The 20,521-nt window shown below is 70.5% G+C and carries 18 protein-coding genes; 13 read left to right on the top strand and 5 right to left on the bottom strand.

What is annotated here, in order from left to right; translation table 11 throughout:
- Positions 1 to 19: 19 nt before the first annotated feature.
- Positions 20 to 1,006: an aminoglycoside phosphotransferase family protein gene (locus OG329_RS07945; protein ID WP_405793664.1), complete on the bottom strand. Its 987-nt coding sequence runs from the start codon at positions 1,004 to 1,006 to the stop codon at positions 20 to 22.
- A 218-nt stretch (positions 1,007 to 1,224) separates the two neighbouring features.
- Between OG329_RS07945 and OG329_RS07940 the strand changes: the two genes are divergently transcribed.
- The 11 genes from OG329_RS07940 to argF all read left to right on the top strand — a co-directional run bounded on the left by OG329_RS07940 (position 1,225) and on the right by argF (position 14,839).
- A complete protein-coding gene (locus OG329_RS07940) occupies positions 1,225 to 1,752 on the top strand; it encodes a hypothetical protein (protein WP_405793662.1) in 528 nt (175 codons plus the stop codon).
- A 419-nt stretch (positions 1,753 to 2,171) separates the two neighbouring features.
- The gene (locus OG329_RS07935; RefSeq protein ID WP_405793660.1) at positions 2,172 to 4,574 is read left to right on the top strand and encodes an ATP-binding cassette domain-containing protein; all 2,403 of its coding nucleotides are present in this window, start codon (positions 2,172 to 2,174) and stop codon (positions 4,572 to 4,574) included.
- 158 nt (positions 4,575 to 4,732) lie between these two features.
- Entirely contained in the window at positions 4,733 to 5,137 is a 405-nt protein-coding gene (locus tag OG329_RS07930; protein ID WP_405793659.1) for a cell division protein SepF, read from the top strand.
- A gap of 34 nt (positions 5,138 to 5,171) precedes the next feature.
- Complete coding sequence (locus OG329_RS07925) at positions 5,172 to 5,519, top strand: nucleotide pyrophosphohydrolase (protein WP_405793657.1); 348 nt, start codon at positions 5,172 to 5,174, stop codon at positions 5,517 to 5,519.
- Between the two features lie 219 nt (positions 5,520 to 5,738).
- Positions 5,739 to 6,248 carry a DUF6099 family protein gene (locus OG329_RS07920; protein WP_405793655.1) on the top strand — a complete coding sequence of 170 codons (510 nt, stop codon included), beginning with the start codon at positions 5,739 to 5,741 and terminating at the stop codon, positions 6,246 to 6,248.
- 96 nt (positions 6,249 to 6,344) lie between these two features.
- Positions 6,345 to 7,274: an LLM class F420-dependent oxidoreductase gene (locus OG329_RS07915; RefSeq protein WP_405793653.1), complete on the top strand. Its 930-nt coding sequence runs from the start codon at positions 6,345 to 6,347 to the stop codon at positions 7,272 to 7,274.
- 71 nt (positions 7,275 to 7,345) lie between these two features.
- Positions 7,346 to 8,179 carry a leucine-rich repeat domain-containing protein gene (locus OG329_RS07910; protein WP_405793652.1) on the top strand — a complete coding sequence of 278 codons (834 nt, stop codon included), beginning with the start codon at positions 7,346 to 7,348 and terminating at the stop codon, positions 8,177 to 8,179.
- Between the two features lie 87 nt (positions 8,180 to 8,266).
- A complete protein-coding gene (locus OG329_RS07905; RefSeq protein WP_405793651.1) occupies positions 8,267 to 9,784 on the top strand; it encodes a 3' terminal RNA ribose 2'-O-methyltransferase Hen1 in 1,518 nt (505 codons plus the stop codon).
- Entirely contained in the window at positions 9,781 to 12,363 is a 2,583-nt protein-coding gene (locus tag OG329_RS07900; protein ID WP_405793649.1) for a polynucleotide kinase-phosphatase, read from the top strand. Before OG329_RS07905 ends, OG329_RS07900 begins: the two co-directional genes overlap by 4 nt.
- 80 nt (positions 12,364 to 12,443) lie before the next feature.
- Positions 12,444 to 13,676, top strand: a complete 1,233-nt coding sequence (locus OG329_RS07895; RefSeq protein WP_405793648.1) for an arginine deiminase — start codon at positions 12,444 to 12,446, stop codon at positions 13,674 to 13,676.
- 134 nt (positions 13,677 to 13,810) lie between these two features.
- Positions 13,811 to 14,839, top strand: a complete 1,029-nt coding sequence (gene argF / locus OG329_RS07890) for an ornithine carbamoyltransferase (protein WP_405793646.1) — start codon at positions 13,811 to 13,813, stop codon at positions 14,837 to 14,839.
- A 12-nt stretch (positions 14,840 to 14,851) separates the two neighbouring features.
- Here argF and OG329_RS07885 read toward each other — a convergent pair whose 3' ends face one another.
- On the bottom strand, positions 14,852 to 15,274 hold the full coding sequence (locus OG329_RS07885; protein ID WP_405793645.1) for an ATP-binding protein: 423 nt from the start codon (positions 15,272 to 15,274) through the stop codon (positions 14,852 to 14,854).
- 395 nt (positions 15,275 to 15,669) lie between these two features.
- Here OG329_RS07885 and OG329_RS07880 point away from each other — a divergent pair, with 395 nt between their 5' ends.
- Positions 15,670 to 16,497 (top strand): enoyl-CoA hydratase family protein, encoded by an 828-nt coding sequence (locus tag OG329_RS07880; RefSeq protein WP_405793644.1) that lies wholly within the window; start codon positions 15,670 to 15,672, stop codon positions 16,495 to 16,497.
- A complete protein-coding gene (locus tag OG329_RS07875; protein ID WP_405793642.1) occupies positions 16,482 to 18,797 on the top strand; it encodes a bifunctional salicylyl-CoA 5-hydroxylase/oxidoreductase in 2,316 nt (771 codons plus the stop codon). The genes OG329_RS07880 and OG329_RS07875 overlap by 16 nt, the downstream gene beginning before the upstream one ends.
- Here OG329_RS07875 and OG329_RS07870 read toward each other — a convergent pair.
- The 3 genes from OG329_RS07870 to OG329_RS07860 all read right to left on the bottom strand — a co-directional run bounded on the left by OG329_RS07870 (position 18,784) and on the right by OG329_RS07860 (position 20,408).
- Complete coding sequence (locus OG329_RS07870) at positions 18,784 to 19,248, bottom strand: hypothetical protein (protein WP_405793640.1); 465 nt, start codon at positions 19,246 to 19,248, stop codon at positions 18,784 to 18,786. The two genes, OG329_RS07875 and OG329_RS07870, sit on opposite strands and share 14 nt — an antisense overlap.
- A 34-nt stretch (positions 19,249 to 19,282) precedes the next feature.
- A complete protein-coding gene (locus OG329_RS07865) occupies positions 19,283 to 20,101 on the bottom strand; it encodes a PaaX family transcriptional regulator C-terminal domain-containing protein (RefSeq protein ID WP_405793638.1) in 819 nt (272 codons plus the stop codon).
- 76 nt (positions 20,102 to 20,177) lie between these two features.
- Positions 20,178 to 20,408 carry a GNAT family N-acetyltransferase gene (locus OG329_RS07860; protein WP_405801699.1) on the bottom strand — a complete coding sequence of 77 codons (231 nt, stop codon included), beginning with the start codon at positions 20,406 to 20,408 and terminating at the stop codon, positions 20,178 to 20,180.
- Positions 20,409 to 20,521: the final 113 nt, after the last annotated feature.

Below are 20,521 nucleotides of genomic sequence, written 5' to 3'. Positions count from 1 at the left end.
CAACTCAGCCCCGATCAACTCAGCCCAGGCCAACTCGGCCCCGGCCAACTCCGTTCCACCGAGACGACAGCCACCGCACGGACGCCCGCCCCAGCCCCGTCATCATCGCCTCCAGCCGCGGATCCGTACCCGCGTCCGCCGAGTCCATCGAGCACGCCGCCGCCAGCAGAAACCCCGCCTGCGCCGAGATGAGCACGTCCACCGCCTCCCGCTCGACACCGCTCAGCAGCGGATGACGCGCGGCGTACGGCTCCGGGTCGAGCCCACTGAGGGCCACACTCCCGAGCAGCATCACCAGATCCGCGTACGCGGGCCCGGTCCACGCGTGCGGCCAGTCCACGACCACCACACGCTCGCCGGTGAGCAGGACGTTGAACGGATACAGATCCCCGTGCGTCAACGTCTCCCCGGCCGTCGCCTCCGGCAACAGCGCCTCAAGGGCGAGGTGCCGGTCCAACGCACGCGCGGCGTCCGGCGCGATCACACCCAGCTTGGCGAGCGACCGGGGACTGTCCGCCAGCCGTGCCCAACCGCCCAACCGGGGTGACACGTCGCCCGAGTCGAGGCGCGGCGCGGGCGTCAGCCGCCGCGCCAGACCGGTCATCGCGTCGAGCACCCGCGCCAACTCGTCCTCGCGCCACGGCTGTACGGGCAGCGCCCCGTCCACGTCCTCGAAGACGAGCGCCACCCACCCCTGATCGTCGTACGACCCCAGAAGCCTCGGTACGGGGACCCCGGGCGGCAGCGCGCCGTTCACCGCGCCCTCGCGACGGTGGAACGCCGCGATGGCGGGAGCGGCGTCGGCATCGACCGCCTTGGCGAACGCCCTTCGCCCGTCGGCCAGTCGCAGCCGCGCCGCGAGCCCGTCGGAGAACCCGCCCTTCTGGCTCGTGGCCGCCGCCACCGTCGCGCCGAGCACGTCCTCGATGCCACGGCGCACGGAGCGGGGAAGTTCGTGCCACGGCCTGCGCCGGCTGCCGGTGGACGCGTCGTTGTCGGTCGTCATATCTCTCCAGAGATCGAAAAGGAGCCGAGGCAGGAATTCCGTTTACCTGCCCGAAATTAAACTCGCCGAGTCGTGCAACCCTCCGGGAAGATCCCGTGTCTGCCTAGGTGTTCGGATGAAATTCCAGCAGACAGCACGGGCCCGATAACCGAGCGGCAGGCCGCCATTGGCGGGCCCGTAGGTTTACTGCGCCCTCGTGCTCAGAGAAAGGTGTTCCTATGCGCTACACCAAGCGCGCGGTCGTGGCTGCGGCCTGCGCATTCGCCCTGGTCCCGGCGGGCGCGGCGGTCGCGGGCGACGGTCCGGCACCGGCCCCGTCGAAGTCGTCCAAATCGGCGAAGTCGACCGCCCCGAGCGAAGCGGGAAACCCGGCGAGCGCGAAAGCGCGGGTGGCGGGAGTCTGTGCCGACGCGTACCAGGTCGGAAAGACAGCGTACATCGACAGGGCCGGAGCGCACATCGCTTCGGTCAAGCAGTTCTACTCGAAGACCTGCAACGAGAATTACGGCTATCTCTGGGTCTGGGATTCATTCCGCAAAACCAACAAGGATTACGACGTGAGCGTCGCCGTCTACAGCTACAGCCAGGACGACTTCTTCGGCGGGCAGGCGTGGACCGACCATAACGGCCAGGAATTCTGGTCGGGGGCCGCGGACACGGTGAAGGACTGCACGGCAGCGGTCGGCTCCCTCCGCAGGGCGGGCGACCCGCTCGCGGGCCAAGCGGCGAGCCAGAAGATGTGCTGACGCGGGTGGGGTGGCCCGACGAAGCTCGGGCCACCCCGTCAACGCGCCGCGAACGCCGTGCCGCACGGCCGGGTCCCCGGGCCCGCGTACCGGCCTCCTGGGAGCGAGCCCGAGGCGCTACCGACCGTCGCCGCGCTGGAGCGGGGCGACGCGGGGCGAGGTGATGACCCGCGTCGACGTACGGATCTCCAACGAGCGGGCCCGGACGGAGCTGGGCCGGACGCCGCGCCACCCCGGCTACCGGGGGGCCTGGCCCACGGCCGTACGTAGGAAAGGCGCTGGTCAGCACCCGTACCGTACGCCCGGTCCGCCCGTCGCGACGTACCGATCAGATATGGAGAAGCGTCCGTCACCGCGCCCCATTAGCGTGACTGTCATGGAGGCCGCGAAGGCGGCCCCGTCTCACAGATGGAGTCACGATGCGTAAGGCCACGAGGACGGACACGCGCTCGCCCGCGCGGGGCGCCGCCGGCAGCCATGATCTGATCCGCGTGCACGGCGCGCGTGTGAACAACCTCAAGGACGTCAGCGTCGAGATCCCCAAACGCCAGCTCACGGTGTTCACCGGCGTCTCCGGCTCGGGCAAGAGCTCGCTGGTGTTCGGCACGGTCGCCGCCGAGTCCCAGCGGTTGATCAACGAGACGTACAGCACCTTCGTCCAGGGCTTCATGCCGACGCTGGCGCGGCCCGAGGTCGACGTACTCGAAGGGCTGACGACCGCGATCATCGTCGATCAGCAGCGGATGGGCGCCGACCCCCGCTCCACGGTCGGCACCGCCACCGACGCCAACGCGATGCTGCGCATCCTGTTCAGCCGGCTCGGCACGCCGCACATCGGCTCGCCCGGCGCGTTCGCCTTCAACGTCGCCTCCGTGCGGGCGAGCGGTGCGATCACGGTCGAGCGCGGCGCCCGCAAGGCCGTGAAGCAGACGTTCAGCCGCACCGGGGGCATGTGCCCGCGCTGCGAGGGCCGGGGCACGGTCTCGGACATCGACCTCACGCAGCTCTACGACGACTCGAAGTCGCTCGCCGAGGGCGCGTTCACCATCCCCGGCTGGAAGTCCGACAGCTTCTTCACCGTGCGCGTCTACGCCGAGTCGGGCCTCCTCGACCCGCACAAGCCGATCCGTAAGTTCACGAAGCAGGAGATGCGGGACTTCCTCCACCGGGAGCCGACCAAGGTCAAGGTCGAGGGGGTGAACCTCACCTTCGAGGGACTGATCCCCAAGATCCAGAAGTCCTTCCTGTCCAAGGACAGGGAGGCGATGCAGCCGCACATCCGCGAGTTCGTGGACCGGGCGGTCACCTTCACCACCTGCCCCGAGTGCGACGGCACCCGGCTCAGCCAGGAGGCCCGATCCTCGAAGATCAAGGGCATCAGCATCGCCGACGCCTGCGCGATGCAGATCAGCGACCTCGCCGACTGGGTGCGCGCGCTGGACGAACCGTCGGTCGCGCCGCTGCTCGACTCGCTGGGCGGGACCCTCGACTCGTTCGTGGAGATCGGACTCGGCTATCTCGGCCTGGACCGTGCGTCGGGCACGCTGTCGGGCGGCGAGGCGCAGCGCGTCAAGATGATCCGCCATCTCGGCTCCTCGCTCACCGACGTCACGTACGTCTTCGACGAGCCCACGGTCGGCCTGCACCCCCATGACATCCAGCGGATGAACGATCTGCTGCTGCGACTGCGGGACAAGGGCAACACGGTGCTCGTCGTGGAACACAAGCCGGAGACGATCGCCATCGCCGACCACGTCGTGGACCTGGGCCCCGGCGCCGGTACGGCGGGCGGCACGGTCTGTTTCGAGGGCACCGTGGAGGGGCTGCGGGTCGGCGGGACCCTCACCGGCCGCCACTTCGACGACCGGGCCGTTCTCAAGGCGACGGTGCGCGAGCCCACCGGGGCGCTGGAGATCCGCGGCGCGACGACGCACAACCTGCGCGGCGTCGACGTCGACATCCCGCTCGGGGTGCTCACCGTCATCACCGGTGTCGCCGGTTCCGGCAAAAGCTCCCTCGTGCACGGATCGCTGGGCAAGGGGTCGTCGGCCGGTGCGGATGTGGTGGCGATCGGGCAGGGCGCGATCCGCGGTTCGCGGCGCAGCAACCCGGCGACGTACACCGGACTGCTCGAGCCGATCCGCAAAGCGTTCGCCAAGGCCAACGGCGTGAAGCCGGCGCTGTTCAGCCCCAACTCCGAGGGCGCCTGCCCCAACTGCAACGGCGCCGGTGTCATCTATACCGACCTGGCGATGATGGCCGGGGTCGCCACCGTCTGCGAGGAGTGCGAGGGCAAGCGGTTCCAGGCGTCGGTCCTCGACCATCACCTCGGCGGCCGGGACATCAGCGAAGTGCTCGCGATGTCGGTGGCCGAGGCGGAGGAGTTCTTCGGCGGCGGCGAGGCGGCCACACCGGCCGCGCACCGCGTTCTCGACCGGCTCGCGGACGTCGGGCTCGGCTATCTCACCATCGGGCAGCCGCTCACCACGCTGTCCGGCGGCGAGCGGCAACGGCTCAAGCTGGCCACGCACATGGGGGACAAGGGCGGCGTCTATGTCCTTGACGAGCCCACCACCGGTCTTCACCTCGCCGATGTCGAGCAACTGCTCGGCCTGCTCGACCGGTTGGTCGACTCCGGCAAGTCGGTCATCGTCATCGAGCACCACCAGGCGGTCATGGCACACGCCGACTGGATCATCGACCTCGGCCCCGGCGCCGGACACGACGGCGGCCGGATCGTGTTCGAGGGCACCCCCGCCGACCTGGTCGCGGACCGCTCCACCCTCACCGGCGAACACCTCGCCGCGTACATCGCCACCTGACCGGAGTGGGTCGGCCGAAGTGGGTCGGCCGAAGCGGGTCGGCCGAAGTGGGTCGTGCCCAGACTTCCCCGTGACCGGCCCGTGTCGCTGTTGGGCCGAACGGGTGAGGAGCGGGAGGATGGGCGCATGATGACACAGTGCGCGAGAGGGGTGATCCGGTGAGCAGATACGGCGGTTACGACAGGTACGACGCCACCGACGAGCAGTGGGAGGGTCTGGCCCAGGTCGTCCCGCTGCGCGGCCGCAACGAGTGGCCCTCGCGCGTCGACCACCGGACGATCCCGGAGGACTACGCAGCCGAACAGCGGCGATTCGTCGTGCTGCGGGTGCGGGTCTTCGCCGACGCGCGTGATGTCGCGGAGCATCTGATCGCGAGGATCCCGGTGCTCCTCGACCTGACCGGCGCCGACACGGACGTGGCCAAACGCATCCTGGACTTCAGCAGCGGGGTGGTCTTCGGGCTCGGCAGCGGCATGCACCGGGTCGACCGCAACGTCTTCCTGCTCGCGCCGGTCGGCACCGAGGTCGAAGGGATCGCGGCGGCGGCCGTTCAGCAGCCGTGAGGGGAAATCCCGCAGACCTGATAGATCTGGACCCGTGACGGAACCGGATGTACAGGGATTGCAGCGCAGGCTGGTGGAGTTCGCGGCGGCACGGGAGTGGGAGCCGTACCACACGCCGAAGAACCTGGCCGCGGCGCTGAGCGTCGAGGCGTCCGAACTGCTGGAGATCTTCCAGTGGTTGACGCCCGAGCAGTCGGCACGGGTGATGGACGACCCCGGGTCGGCGCACCGCGTGCGGGACGAGGTCGCGGATGTGCTGGCGTATCTGCTCCAGTTCTGCGACGTGTTGGGGATCGACGCGCTCACCGCGCTCTCCGAGAAGATCGACCGGAACGAACTGCGCTTCCCGCCGAGCGGCGACCGTACGTCCACGTTGGACTGATTCGTCACTCTGCGGAGTGAGCGAGTTATCCACAACTGGCTTCCTGTCCACAGATTTCCGAATTCCTCTGTTCTTTCTGTTGCCGACACCTCACTCTGGGTAATGAAGTAAGTGAGCAAGGTGCTCGACAGACGGGGACAGACGAACGGCGAAGTGGCAGACGAACAGCCAGACGAACAGCCAGACGGACGGACGGACAGACGGAGACGGGGATGCCGAATGGACGCGGAAAGGCTCATCGGAGCCGGCCGGGTTGCCTTGGCCGGGAGCGGCGCGGCGCTGGACGTGGTGGCGGAGGCGTGGCAGGCACAGGCTCTCGCCCAGGCGATCGGGGACCAACTGGCCCTGCACGGACCGCAGGAGCTGAGGACGGAGGCAAGGGGTCTCGCTGAAACGGGCGCTCGGGGAGGCGCGTCGCCCGATCATCCCTCGTTGCGCGCCGGGGGGATACGGGCGGCACGGCTCTCGACGGTGACGGACACGCGCGGCGCGCTGACCGGGCTCGGTGTGCTGCTCGGCGAGGTGGGGATCGCGCTGGTCTCGGTGGCGTGCGGGACGGACGAGGAGGGGTTGTACTGGCAGTGCATCGAGGCCATCGACGCGGCGGACGAGTCGAACGACCGGGTGCTCGGCATGCTGCGCAGACTCACCGCGCAGGACGAGGTGCGTGAGCGCCTGCGACAGCGGGTGCGGGAGACGGAGAAGGAGAAGGAGAAGGAGTGGGGGTGAACGGAATGTGACCACACGCCCTGGACGGGAACGGGATTTCGCAGAGCCCGGCGAGGAGGCGCGGCCGACGGGCGGTCCAAGGTGCAGGATGGATGCATGGATCTTCGAATCTTCACCGAGCCCCAGCAAGGGGCGAGCTACGAGACGCTGCTGACCGTCGCCAAGGCGACGGAAGACCTTGGCTTCGACGCCTTTTTCCGCTCCGACCACTATCTGCGCATGGGTTCCGCCGACGGTCTTCCCGGACCCACCGACGCATGGATCACGCTTGCCGGTCTCGCGCGTGAGACCAAGCGGATCCGGCTCGGCACCCTGATGACGGCGGGCACCTTCCGACTCCCGGGCGTGCTCGCCATCCAAGTCGCGCAGGTCGACCAGATGTCGGGCGGCCGGGTCGAACTGGGCCTGGGCGCGGGCTGGTTCGAGGAGGAGCACACGGCGTACGGAATCCCCTTCCCCAAGGAGAAGTTCGCCCGCCTCGAGGAGCAACTGGCCATCGTCACGGGGCTGTGGGGCACGCCGGCGGGCGAGACGTTCTCGTACGACGGGACGTACTACCAACTGGCCGACTCACCCGCGCTGCCCAAGCCGGCCCAGTCCAAGGTCCCGGTGCTGATCGGTGGACACGGCGCGAAACGCACCCCGCGCCTCGCCGCCCAGTACGCGGACGAGTTCAACATCCCGTTCGCCTCGATCGAGGACAGCGAGAAGCAGTTCGGCCGTGTGCGGGACGCGGCGGTCAAGGCCGGACGGAAGGCCGACGACCTGGTGTATTCGACCGCGCTGGTCGCCTGCGTGGGCAGGACCGACGCGGAAGTGGCCCGCCGGGCCGCGTCCATCGGACGGGAGGTGGAAGAACTGAAGGCGAACGGACTCGCGGGCTCGCCCGCCGAGGTCGTCGACAAGATCGGACAGTACGGAGCGGGCGGCGCCTCCCGCATCTACTGCCAGATGCTGGACCTGGACGACCTCGACCACCTGGAACTGCTCTCCTCCCAGGTCCAGTCGCAGCTCAGCGCGGGGTAGCGCGTCGAGGGCCGGATCCTCGCCTCACCTCACACCTACGCCTTCCAACCTGTGACGTCTACTGTGCGTGGATGAGTCAGGATTCGAATCCGCAGGTGTTCTCCAACCGCTGGGCCGACGCCGTCGGTCCCGGCGGCCGGAGTTGGCCCCGTGATCTCTGCGGGTGTATCGAGTACGGCATCGGACCGCGGCAGCCGACCCGCTTCCATCCAGAACGCCAGGACACCACAGCACCAGGATGGATCCGCCTTCTCGAACTGGTCGAGGAGGCGGCAGCCGACGAACGGGAAGTCTTCAAGCCGCTGGTGGAGCTGACCGCCGAACAGCGGCGCCAGGTCGTCACGCTCCCGCCGAGCATCGCCAGACTCACCTCGGTGAAACACCTCGTGCTCTACGGCAGCAACCTGGTGCGTATTCCACCGGAGATCGGCGCGATGGAGAGCCTTGAGGAGTTCAGCCCGTACACCTCCTACCGCCTGCACTGGTTCCCGTACGAACTCACCCGGTGCCCCAACCTGCGGCGCAGCACGGTGAGCACCCGTGCCCTCTACGGCAGTTACAAGTCGCGGACGCATTTTCCGTCGTTGCCGGCCGCCGCGACCGGCGTCCAAGGTGTCGACCTCGGCAACCTCGACCTCGACAACCTCGACCCCGGGGTACGGGGTGCCACAGCGATCCGTACGTGCGGCGTCTGCGATCGGCGGATCGAGGGCGTGAACCTCCGACAGGTCTGGATCTCACTGTGGACCTCGGGCGCCGACGTCCTGCCGCTGCTGGTCAACGCTTGCTCGACCACCTGCGTCGACGCGCTGCCCGTGCCGGCCGAAGGCTACGTACGGACACCGCACACCGGCGGGCCCGGCGTCACCCAGCCGCCGGCCGGCCGACTGCCGCGCCCCCGATGACTCCGTCCCCGGACCGGCGAGCCATCGAGGACCGGCCGCGCCGAAACTCCCTCGTAGCCGGTCGTACAACGGGCCATACTCGGTCAGGTGTTCCTTACGATCAGTACCACCGGCACCCCTGAACGTCCCGCGACCGACCTCGGATTTCTGCTGCACAAGCATCCCGACAACGCGCAGACGTTCTCCACCTCCCATGGCACCGCGCACGTCCTCTACCCCGAGGCGTCCGTCGAGCGCTGTACGGCGGCGCTCCTGCTGGAGGTCGATCCGGTGGCCCTCGTCCGGCGCGGCAAGGGTAAGGGGCGTGGTGGCGCGCCCGACGCGGCGCTCGCGCAGTACGTCAACGACCGTCCGTACGCGGCGTCCTCGCTGCTCGCCGTCGCCCTGAGTACCGTCTTCAAGAGCGCGCTGCGCGGCGTGTGCAAGGCGCTGCCCGAGCGCGCCGCCGAGCCTCTGCCCCTGCGGATCGAGGTGCCCGCCGTGCCCGCGCGCGGTGGTGCGGAGCTGGTCCGCGACCTCTTCGGGCCGCTGGGCTGGACGACGGTCGACGTGCGGCCGGTGGCGTTGGACGAGACGTTCCCCGCGTGGGGTGACTCGCGCTACGTACAGCTCGTACTGGAGGGGGAGCTGCGACTCGCCGACGCGCTGCGGCAGTTGTACGTGCTCCTGCCGGTTCTTGACGACGCCAAGCACTACTGGGTCGCGCCCGACGAGGTGGAGAAGCTGCTGCGGGCCGGCGAGGGCTGGCTGGCCGACCACCCGGAGCGGCAGCTCATCACCAGCCGCTATCTGTCCCGCCGTTGGGGGCTGACGAGGGAGGCCAACGAACGGCTCGAACTGGTCCGGCTCGCCGAGGCCGACGACATCGACGTCGAGGCGATCGACAACGCCGTCGAGGACCCGGCCCCGGAAGAGACGCCGGAAGAGAAGACCGTGTCGCTCGCCGAGCAGCGCCGCGACGCGATCCTCACCGCCCTGCGCGACGCGGGTGCGAGCAGCGTGCTCGACCTGGGCTGCGGCCAGGGGCAGCTCGTACAGGCCCTGTTGAAGGACGTGCGCTTCACCAAGGTGGTGGGCGTCGACGTGTCCGTACGCGCGCTCACCGTCGCCGCCCGCCGGCTCAAGGTGGAGCGGATGAGCGAGCGCCAGGCGGAGCGCGTCACGCTGATGCAGGGCTCCCTCACGTACACCGACAAACGGCTCAAGGGCCACGACGCCGCCGTGCTCAGCGAGGTGATCGAGCATGTGGACCTGCCGAGGCTGCCCGCCCTGGAGTACGCGGTGTTCGGTACGGCCCGGCCGGCGACCGTCGTCGTGACGACGCCGAACGTCGAGTACAACGTCCGCTGGGAGACCCTGCCCGCCGGGCACGTACGCCACCGGGACCACCGTTTCGAGTGGACGCGCGCGGAGTTCCGCGCCTGGGCGGACAAGGTGGCGCCGCGCTTCGGGTACGCCGTGCGGTACGCCCCCGTGGGGCCGGACGACCCCGAGGTGGGGCCGCCCACGCAGATGGCGGTGTTCACCGTCGCCGCGACGGACATGAGGTCGGACATGAGGTCGGACATGAAGTCGGACATGAAGAAGGAGGAGAAGGCCGCATGAGCAGCAACGAGACAGTGGACGAGACCACGCCCGCCCGCACCCTCCCCGTCACCGACCTCTCCCTCGTCGTCCTGATCGGCGCCACCGGCTCCGGCAAGTCGACCTTCGCGCGCGCCCACTTCAAGCCCACCGAAGTCATCTCCTCCGACTTCTGCCGCGGCCTCGTCGCCGACGACGAGAACGACCAGAGCGCCAGCGGCGACGCCTTCGACCTGCTCCACTACATCGCGGGCAAGCGTCTCGCCGCCGGGCGGCGCACGGTCATCGACGCCACCAACGTCCAGCAGGAGAGCCGCAAGCAGCTCGTGCGGCTCGCCAGGGAGTACGACGTGCTGCCCATCGCGATCGTCCTCGACCTGCCCGAGGCCGTCTGCGCCGAACGCAACGCAGCCCGCCCCGACCGGGCCGACCTGCCCCGCCATGTCATCAAGCGCCACCAGCGGGAGCTGCGCCGTTCGCTGCGCGGACTCGAACGCGAAGGCTTCCGCAAGGTCCACATCCTGCGCGGCGTGGAGGAGGTCGAGCGCGCCGAGGTCGTCACCGAACGCCGCTACAACGACCTCACCCACCTCACCGGCCCCTTCGACATCATCGGTGACATCCACGGCTGCCGATCCGAGCTGGACACGCTGCTGGCGAAGCTCGGTTACGCGGACGGCGACGGCGCGCACCCCGAAGGCCGTACGGCGGTCTTCGTCGGCGACCTGGTCGACCGCGGCCCCGACAGCCCCGGCGTGCTGCGCCGCGTGATGCGCATGGTCGGAGCGGGCAACGCGCTGTGTGTGCCGGGCAACCACGAGAACAAGCTCGGCCGCTGGCTCAAGGGCAGAAAAGTCCAGCTCACCCATGGACTCGCCGAGACCGTCGAGCAGTTGGCGAAGGAGGACGACGCCTTCAGCGAGCAGGTGGGGACCTTCATCGACGGACTCGTCAGCCACTACGTCCTGGACGGCGGCAAGTTGGTCGTCTGCCACGCCGGCCTGCCGGAGAAGTACCACGGCCGCACCTCGGGCCGGGTCCGTTCGCACGCGCTGTACGGGGACACGACCGGTGAGACCGACGAGTTCGGCCTGCCCGTCCGCTACCCGTGGGCCGAGGACTACCGGGGCCGGGCGGCGGTGGTGTACGGCCACACCCCCGTACCGAGCACCTCCTGGATCAACAACACCATCTGCCTCGACACCGGCGCCGTCTTCGGCGGCAGGATGACGGCGCTGCGCTGGCCCGAGCGCGAGCTGGTCGACGTACCGGCGGAGCGCGTCTGGTACGAGCCGACCAAGCCGCTCAGCGTCCAGGCACCCGGCAGCCGTGAGGGCCGCCCGCTCGACCTCGCCGACGTGCACGGCCGGCGCGTCGTGGAGACCCGGCACATGGGCCGGCTCACGGTGCGCGAGGAGAACGCGGCGGCGGCGCTCGAGGTCATGAGCCGCTTCGCCGTCGACCCGAGGCTCCTCGCCTACCTGCCGCCGACCATGGCGCCCACGGCGACGTCGCACGAGGAGGGCTTTCTGGAGCACCCGGCCGAGGCGTTCGCGCAGTACCGCGACGACGGTGTGGCACAGGTCGTGTGCGAGGAGAAGCACATGGGCTCGCGCGCGGTGGCGCTGGTGTGCCGCGACGCGTCGGTGGCGCGCGAGCGCTTCGGCATCGGCGACACCGACGACCCCGGTGCACCGACCGGCGCCCTGCACACCCGCACCGGCCGCCCTTTCTTCGACGACCCTGCGGTCACCGAAGAGATCCTGGGCCGGCTGCGTACGGCCATCGGCGCCGCCGGGCTGTGGGACGAGCTGGACACGGACTGGCTGCTGCTCGACGCCGAGCTGATGCCGTGGTCGCTGAAGGCCACCGGTCTGCTGCGCACCCAGTACGCGGCGGTCGGCGCGGCGGCGGGCGCCGCCTTCCCGGCCGTGACGAGCGCGCTCGAATCGGCCGTGGGCCGGGGCGTCGACGTGGGCGCGCTGCTGGCCGTCCAGCGGGACCGGGCCGCCGACGCGACGGCGTTCACCCAGGCGTACCGCCGCTATTGCTGGGAGACGGAGGGCCTGGCTGGCGTACGCCTCGCGCCGTTCCAGATCCTCGCCGCGCGGGGCCGCAGCCTGGCCGCCGTACCGCACGACCGGCAGTTGGCCTGGCTCGACCGGCTCACCGAGCACGACCCGACCGGTCTGCTCCAGGTCACCCGGCGTCTCGTCGTGGACACGGGCGACGAGGAGTCGGTACGGGCCGGGGTCGACTGGTGGCTGGAGATGACCGGGCGCGGCGGCGAGGGCATGGTCGTCAAGCCGCTCCAGGCGCTCGTACGGGACGGCAAGAACCGGTTGGTCCAGCCGGGCATCAAGGTGCGCGGGCGCGAGTATCTGCGGATCATCTACGGCCCCGAGTACACCCGGCCGGAGAATCTTCAGCGTCTTCGCGGCCGGTTCCTCACCCACAAGCGTTCGCTGGCGCTGCGGGAGTACGCGCTCGGGCTGGAGGCGCTGGACCGGCTGGGGGACGACGAGCCGCTGTGGCGCGTCCACGAGGCGGTGTTCGCGGTGCTGGCCCTGGAGTCGGAGCCGGTCGACCCCCGGCTCTAGGCCGTGTCTGCAAAGTCCCGCCCGCCCGGTCTCTGCGTCATTCGCCGCGTGAACCGTGCCCGATCCGCGAGGATGGGGGCATGGGATTCCATGTCGACTCCGAGACCGGGCGGCTGCGCCGCGTCATACTGCACCGCCCCGACCTGGAGCTGAAGCGGCTCACCCCCAGCAACAAGGACGCGTTGCTCTTCGACGACGTGCTGTGGGTGCGCCGCGCGCGCGAGGAGCACGACGGGTTCGCCGACGTCCTGCGCGACCGTGGGGTGAAGGTCCATCTCTTCGGTGACCTGCTGCGCGAGTCCCTGGACATCCCCACGGCCCGCGCGCTGGTCCTGGACCGCGTCTTCGACGAGAAGGAGTACGGCCCGCTCGCCACCGACCACCTCAGAGCGGTCTTCGACGCGCTGCCGACGGACGATCTCGTGGAGGCGCTGGTCGGCGGGATGACCAAGCGGGAGTTCCTGGACAGCCACGCCGAGCCGTCCTCCGTCCGCTTCCATGTCATGGATCTGGACGATTTCCTGCTGGACCCGCTGCCGAACCACATCTTCACCCGCGACACCTCCGCCTGGATCTACGACGGTGTGTCCATCAACGCGATGCGCTGGCCGGCCAGACAGCGCGAGACCGTCCACTTCGAGGCGATCTACAAGCACCATCCGCTGTTCACCGGACCGGGCGCGGGCCCCTTCCACCACTGGTCGGAGGGGCAGGACGACTATCCCTCCACCATCGAGGGCGGCGACGTCCTGGTCATCGGCGAGGGCGCCGTACTGATCGGGATGAGCGAGCGCACCACACCGCAGGCCGTCGAGATGCTGGCGCGCGGGATGTTCGAGGCCGGTTCGGCCCGCACGATCGTGGCGCTCGACATGCCCAAGCGGCGCGCTTTCATGCACCTCGACACGGTGATGACGATGGTCGACCGCGACATCTTCACCCAGTACGCGGGCCTGGGCATGCTGCGCTCGTACACCATCGAGCCGGGCGCGGGCGGGAACGAACTCAAGGTGACCGACCATCCGCCGGAGCACATGCACCGCGCGATCGCCGCCGCCCTGGGCCTGGACGGGATCCGGGTCCTGACCGCGACGCAGGACGTGCACGCCGCCGAGCGCGAGCAGTGGGACGACGGCTGCAACGTGCTGGCGGTCGAGCCGGGCGTGGTCGTGGCGTACGAGCGCAACGTGACCACCAACACCTATCTGCGCAAGGAGGGGATCGAGGTGATCGAGATCCGGGGCAGTGAGCTGGGCCGGGGGCGGGGCGGGCCGCGCTGTATGAGCTGTCCGATCGAGCGGGACGCCGTCTGACCGGTCCGACAGGGTCCGTGTTGCCGTACGCCCGTGTTCTGTTCACCCGGCGCCCTGTATATCAATACGTAAGGTCGTATATAGTTCCAAGGTCCCCGTGCAGGTCCCGTATTCGCGACGCAGGAGCAGCCACCATGGCGATACAACTCGCAGGCCGCCACTTCCTCAAGGAGCTCGACTTCACCGCCGAGGAGTTCCGCGCGCTGGTCGAGCTGGCCGCCGGGCTCAAGGCCGCGAAGAAGTCGGGCAACGAGGTCCAGCTCCTGCGGGGCAAGAACATCGCCCTGATCTTCGAGAAGGCGTCGACGCGCACGCGCTGCGCCTTCGAGGTGGCCGCCGCCGATCAGGGCGCCTCCACGACGTACATCGACCCGGCCGGCTCGCACATCGGGAAGAAGGAGTCCGCCAAGGACACCGCGCGGGTGCTCGGCCGGATGTTCGACGGCATCGAGTTCCGCGGTGACGCGCAGTCGACCGTCGAGGAGCTGGCCGCGCACGCCGGTGTGCCCGTCTTCAACGGGCTCACCGCCGACTGGCACCCCACACAGATGCTCGCCGACGTGCTCACGATGACCGAGCACACCGACAAGCAGGTGGACCGGATCGCCTTCGCCTACCTCGGGGACGCCCGCTACAACATGGGCAACTCCTATCTCGTCACCGGCGCGCTGCTGGGCATGGACGTACGGATCGTGGCGCCCCGCGCGTACTGGCCGGCGGACGACGTGGTCGCCCTGGCCCGTAAGTCCGCCGAGGTCAGCGGCGCGCGTATCACGCTGACCGAGTCCATCGCCGAGGGTGTGCGCGGCGCGGACTTCGTGGCCACCGACGTGTGGGTGTCGATGGGGGAGCCGCAGGAGGTCTGGGACGAGCGCATCGCGGCCCTCGGGCCGTACAGCGTGACGATGGACGTGCTGAGCGCGACGGGGAATCCGGACGTGAAGTTCCTGCACTGTCTGCCGGCCTTCCACGATCTGGGGACCGTCGTCGGGTGGGAGATCCACGAGCGCCACGGGCTCACGGAACTCGAAGTGACCGACGAGGTGTTCGAGTCCGCGCACTCGGTGGTCTTCGACGAGGCGGAGAACCGGCTGCACACGATCAAGGCCGTGCTCGTCGCGACGCTGGCCGCCGACGCGACGACGGCCTCAGCCACGGCGTAGCGCCGCCGTGGCTCAGCGCGCCGACAGCGTGAACCAGACCGCCTTGCCCTGCTCGGTCGGACGGTGGCCGCAGTCGGCGCTCAGGGTGCGGATCAGCAGCAGTCCCCGGCCGTGCTCCTGCCAGGGGTCGGGCGGGTGGCCGGGCGTCGACGCCGACAGATTGCCGGGCGGGCCCGGGTCGCCGTCGTGGACCTCGATCTGACAGCCGGTCGGCAGCAGCGCCAGCACCAGCTCGATGGGGATGTCCGGATTGGTGTGCTCGACGGCGTTGGCGACCAGCTCCGCCGTCAGCAGTTCCGCCGTGTCGCTGTCCGCCGTGGGGCCGATGTCGGCCAGCGCCGTACGGATCAGGGCACGCGCCATCGGCACCGCTGCCGCGCTGTGCGGCAGTGTGATGCGCCAGGAGGCGGTGTCGGTGTCCGAGGCTTCGAGCAAGGCGGGGATTCCGTTCGGGGCCGTGCGAGGTGTCGAGCTTCGACAGGTCTGGGCCTGAGCCCAGCCTTACGGAGCGTAAGCGGCTTCACAAGGGGCGGCGGACCGCCGGAAATGGGACCTCCGCCACATATCACCCGGGACCTTCGGCGTCTCGTGGCGGCGAGACCCGGCGAGACCCGGCGAGGACCCGGTGAGACCCGGTGAGGACCCGGTGGGACCGGTGAGATCTGGCGAGGACCCGCTTACGGTACCGCGCTCCGTATCGCGTAGTCGTGACGGCGGTCACGGATGAGTGATACCTTGCTGTCGAGGGTCCGCCCCGGCGGCCCGGTACCCCGCGCGACCGACACGCAGCGTGACCGGCACACAGCATCGAGCTGAAGGAGGCCGCACCCATGAGCCCGTTCTCCGGCTCCACCCCCCGCACCGAGGAGTGGCGCCATCTGCGGCTGACGCGCGAGGACGGCGTCGCGACCGTCACCCTGGCCCGCCCCGACAAGCTCAACGCCCTCACCTTCGGCGCCTACGCCGACCTGCGCGACCTCCTCGCCGAGCTGTCCAGGGAGCGGTCCGTGCGCGCCCTCGTACTGGCGGGCGAGGGGCGCGGCTTCTGCTCGGGCGGCGACGTGGACGAGATCATCGGTGCCACGCTCGCCATGGACACCGCGCAGCTTCTCGACTTCAACCGGATGACCGGGCAGGTCGTGCGGGCCGTCCGCGAATGCCCGTTCCCGGTGATCGCCGCCGTGCACGGAGTCGCCGCCGGCGCCGGCGCCGTCCTCGCGCTGGCCGCCGACTTCCGCGTCGCCGACCCCACCGCCCGCTTCGCGTTCCTGTTCACCCGCGTCGGACTCTCCGGCGGCGACATGGGCGCGGCCTATCTGCTGCCGCGCGTCGTCGGGCTCGGACACGCCACCCGGCTGCTGATGCTCGGCGAACCCGTCCGCGCCCCCGAGGCGGAACGCATCGGCCTCATCAGCGAGTTGACCGACGAGGGCGCCGCCGACACTCGCGCCGCCGAACTCGCCCGCCATCTCGCCGACGGTCCCGCCCTCGCGTACGCGCAGACCAAGGCGCTGCTCACCGCCGAGCTGGACATGCCGCTCGCCGCGTCCGTCGAACTGGACGCCGCCACACAGGCGTTGCTCATGAACGGCGAGGACTACGCGGAGTTCCACGCCGCCTTCACCGAGAAGCGTCCCCCCAAGTGGCAGGGCCGCTGACCGTGACCGGCGCACGGATACCCATCGAGCCCCTGAGGATCGCGGTCATCGGCGGCGGACCCGGCGGGCTGTACGCGGCGGTCCTGCTCAAACGGCTCGACCCACGGCGCGAGATCACCGTCTGGGAACGCAACGCCCCCGACGACACCTTCGGCTTCGGGGTCGTCCTCTCGGACGAGACCCTGGGCGGCATCGAGCACGCCGACCCCACCGTCCACCGAGCCCTCCAGCAGGAGTTCGTGCGCTGGGACGACATCGACATCGTCCACCGGGGCCGCACCCTGACCTCCGGCGGCCACGGCTTCGCCGCCCTCGGGCGCCGCCGGCTCCTGGAAATCCTGCACGAGCGCTGCGTGTCCCTGGGCGTACGGCTCCGCTTCCGCACCGAGGCGCCGCCCGCCGCCGAACTCGCCGCCACGCACGACCTGGTGATCGCCGCCGACGGTGTGCACAGCCCCACCCGCGAGGCCCACGCCGATGTCTTCCGGCCCACGGTCAGCACCGAGCGCTGCCGCTACATCTGGCTCGCCGCCGACTTCGCCTTCGACGCGTTCCGCTTCGAGATCGCCGAGACCGAGCACGGGGTGATGCAACTGCACGGCTACCCGTTCTCGTCCGACGCCAGCACCGTCATCGTCGAGATGCGCGAAGAGGTCTGGCGCGCCGCCGGTTTCGACGCGCTGGACGAGCGGCAGTCCACCGAACAGTGCGCCAAGATCTTCGCCGACGCGCTCGGCGGCCGGGCGCTGCGGGCCAACAAGTCGTCGTGGAGCGCGTTCCGTACGGTCGTCAACGAACGCTGGAGCCACGGCAACACGGTCCTCATCGGCGACGCCGCCCACACCGCGCACTTCTCCATCGGCTCGGGCACCAAGCTCGCCGTCGAGGACGCGCTGGCGCTCGCCGCGTGCGTCGAGGAGCAGCCCGATCTGCCGGCGGCGCTCGCGGCGTACGAGAGCGAGCGGCGCCCCGTCGTGCGGTCCACGCAGCGGGCGGCGGCGGCGAGTCTGCGCTGGTTCGAGGAGCTGGCCACCTACACCGACCAGCCGGCCCGGCAGTTCGCGTTCGGCCTCCTCACCCGCAGCCGCCGCGTCACGCACGACAATCTGCGGCTGCGCGACGCCGCGTTCACCGGCGCCGTGGAGGCGGACTTCGGCTGCGAGCCCGGTACGCCGCCGATGTTCACCCCCTTCCGGCTGCGCGGGCTGACGCTGCGCAACCGGGTCGTCGTCTCGGCGATGGACATGTACGTCGCCGAGGACGGCGTGCCCGGCGATTTCCATCTCGTACACCTCGGGGCGCGCGCCCTCGGCGGGGCGGGGCTGGTGATGACGGAGATGGTGTGCGTCGGCCCCGAGGGCAGGATCACGCCGGGCTGCACCGGACTGTGGACGGACGAACAGGGCGCGGCCTGGCGGCGGGTGACGGACTTCGTGCACACCGGCGCATCCAGTGCCGCGATCGGTGTCCAACTCGGCCACTCGGGACGCAAGGGCTCCACCCGTCTGATGTGGGAGGGCATGGACCAGCCGCTGCCGGCCGGCAACTGGCCGCTGACCGCCGCCTCGGCGCTGCCCTACCTGCCGGACGTCAGCCAGGTGCCGCACGCGCTCGACCGGGCCGGACTCACCGGGATACGCGAGCAGTTCGCCTCCGCGACCCGCCGGGCCGCCGACGCCGGCTTCGACCTGCTCGAACTCCACTGCGCGCACGGATACCTGCTCTCCGGTTTCCTCTCGCCGCTGACCAACACCCGGACCGACGCGTACGGCGGCGACCTCGCGGGACGGCTCCGCTACCCGCTCGAAGTCTTCGACGCCGTACGGGAGTTGTGGCCCGAGGACCGGCCGATGACGGTCCGGATCTCCGCCACCGACTGGGCGCCGGGCGGCAACACCGCCGAGGAGGCGGTCGAGATCGCCCGCGCGTTCGTCGCGCACGGCGCCGACGCGATCGACGTGTCGACGGGACAGGTCGTCCCGGACGAACGCCCCGAGTTCGGCCGCTCCTACCAGACACCGTTCGCCGACCGGATCCGCAACACCCTCGCGGTACCCGTCGTCGCGGTCGGCGCCATCTCGTCCTGGGACGACGTCAACTCCCTGCTGCTGGCGGGCCGCGCGGACCTCTGCGCCCTGGCCCGCCCCCACCTCTACGACCCGCACTGGACCCTGCACGCGGCGGCCGACCAGGGCTACACCGGCCCGGGAGCACCCTGGCCACTGCCGTACCGCGCGGGCAGCCGCCCACCCCCGACGGGCCGCACGGACGGCCCGAAGCCGAGACTCACCCTGACCTGACCGGGCCGCTCCCGCCGGTCAGGCACTCGTGGCACAGGCAGCCGCCGGGGTGCGGGGCACCCGCGTAGGTCTCCTGGCGGTACATGGCCGCGAGCCGTTCGAGGCAGGTCGCCCACTCGCGCGCCAACTCCTGCGTGTGGCCCTTGATCCCGAGCTTGGCGGCCCGGTGCAGCACCGCCGGGGTGTACACGAGCTTGGCCCGGAAGGTGTGCAGATGGCGGGTCGACGTGTCGATGGTGATCCAGTGGCCCGTGTTGCGGGCCTGACCGACCGTGGTCAGCTCCATGTTGCCCATGCCCGCATGGGTCGAGATGACGAACACACGCGCGCCGCCCCGGTACGCCTTCGTGCCGGGCCGCAGCTCCTGACCGCCGTCGCCGTACCGCCGCCATCGCACGATGTTGGCGACGACCATCCACTGCGGTTCGGGTGCTTCGTCCACGCTCCGCATGATGACCGCGCACGTCCCGGCCCGTCACCTGATTTCAGGCCGGGCGTACGAACTCCGCCCCCGCGTCGCGCAGTTGGCTGTGCAGCGCCGTGAAGACCGCCGCCGAGCGCCCGCCCGGCCAGTCGGCCGGCAGCAGCTCCACCGGCAACCCCGGGTCGGCGTAGGGCAGTTGGCGCCAGGAGTCGAGTGCCAGCAGATAGTCCCGGTAGGCGTCCTCGGGCGAGGCGGCGGCCGGTCCGCGGGTCTCCCACCAGCGCAGTACCGGTTCGTGCGCCTGAAGGAACTCCTCGTGCAGCGCGGCGATCTCGCCCAGGTCCCACCACCGCCCCACCGCCTCCGCCGTCGCCGCGAAGCCCAGGTGCTCGCCGCGGAACAGGTCGACGTACGGGTCGAGCCGCAGCCGCTCCAGCGCGTGCCGCGTCTCCTCGCGCAGATGGCCGGGCGCGATCCATACCCCCGGCGCGGCGGTACCGAAGCCCAGCCGGGCCAGCCGTGAGCGCAGCAGATGGCGCTTGTGCCGCTCGGCCTCGGGGACGGAGAACACCGCGAGCACCCAGCCGTCCGACAGCCGGGGCGCGGGCCGGTCGTAGATGCGCCGGTCGCCGTCGTCCAGCAGTTGCCGGGCGTCGGCGGAGAGCGCGTAGCCGGCGGCGCCCTCCGGCGTGCGCTCGGCGATCAGCAGCCCCCGGCGCTTGAGCCGGGACACCGACGAGCGTACGGACGGCGCGTCGACCCCGAGCGCGCCGAGCAGCCGGACCAGCTCGGCCACGGCGAGCGGCGCGCCGTCCGGTGTCCGGCCGTACGCGCCGTAGAGGGTGACGATCAGAGATCGCGGGGTGTGCTGCTCGGCCACGTGATCACTCTAGAGCCTGTCCTCGGCATGGCGCCGTCCGCGCATGGCGGCCGGTACGGGGCACCTCGCGTGAGGTCTACGTCTGCGACGGCGCGTACCGGTCGAAGTGAAACACCGTTTCGAAGCCCAGCCGCGCCCACAGCGGAGCGCCCATGACCGACGCGTGGGCGGAGCACGCCTCGCAACCGCGAGACCGCGCCTGGAGAAGGGCCGCTGTGAGAACCCGGGGGGCGATGCCACGCCCACGCGCGGAGGGGACGGTGCCGAGGAAGCACGCGGCACAGTCCAGTCCCTGGTCCGAGGCCACGTCGACGGTGAACAGCGCGCGGACCGGCTGCCCGTTCAACGTGGCCTGATGGACGCGCAGTTCCGGGATGTCAGCGTCGTCAGGGCCCACATCAAGGCCGCGACGAGGCGCCC

This window comes from Streptomyces sp. NBC_01506 (assembly GCF_045040295.1).
In the GTDB taxonomy this organism is placed as follows: Bacteria; Actinomycetota; Actinomycetes; order Streptomycetales; family Streptomycetaceae; genus Streptomyces.
The sequence above is the reverse complement of the archived record's forward strand: the minus strand, read 5'-3'. Positions and strand labels throughout refer to the sequence as shown.